We start from the raw sequence: 223 nt of genomic DNA, 5'->3' as shown, positions 1-223 counted from the left end.
CAGGCGGTGGAGCTCCCACAGGGGGGAGCCGTCCGAGGCGCCCGCCGACCTCGTGGAGCGCGACTTCCACGCCGGGGCGCCGAACCGGCCGTGGCCGACGGACGCCGCCCGGTCCGCCATGGACGGCCACAAGCGCCGGCCGTCCCCGGTCATCGACCGCTTCGACGGCATGGTCGTCTCCTGGAGGCTGTCGCGCAGCCCGGACGCGGCCATGGCCGACGGC

General features: G+C 77.1%; 1 pseudogene. It reads left to right on the top strand.

Annotated features, from left to right (window positions below):
- Positions 1 to 223 (top strand): annotated as a pseudogene (locus H7U32_RS10635) (IS3 family transposase); the annotation flags it as partial.

The sequence above is a fragment of the Bifidobacterium pullorum subsp. saeculare genome (genome assembly GCF_016899725.1).
Classification (GTDB): Bacteria; Actinomycetota; Actinomycetes; order Actinomycetales; family Bifidobacteriaceae; genus Bifidobacterium; species Bifidobacterium pullorum_C.
This window is presented reverse-complemented; position numbering and strand designations above follow the sequence as displayed.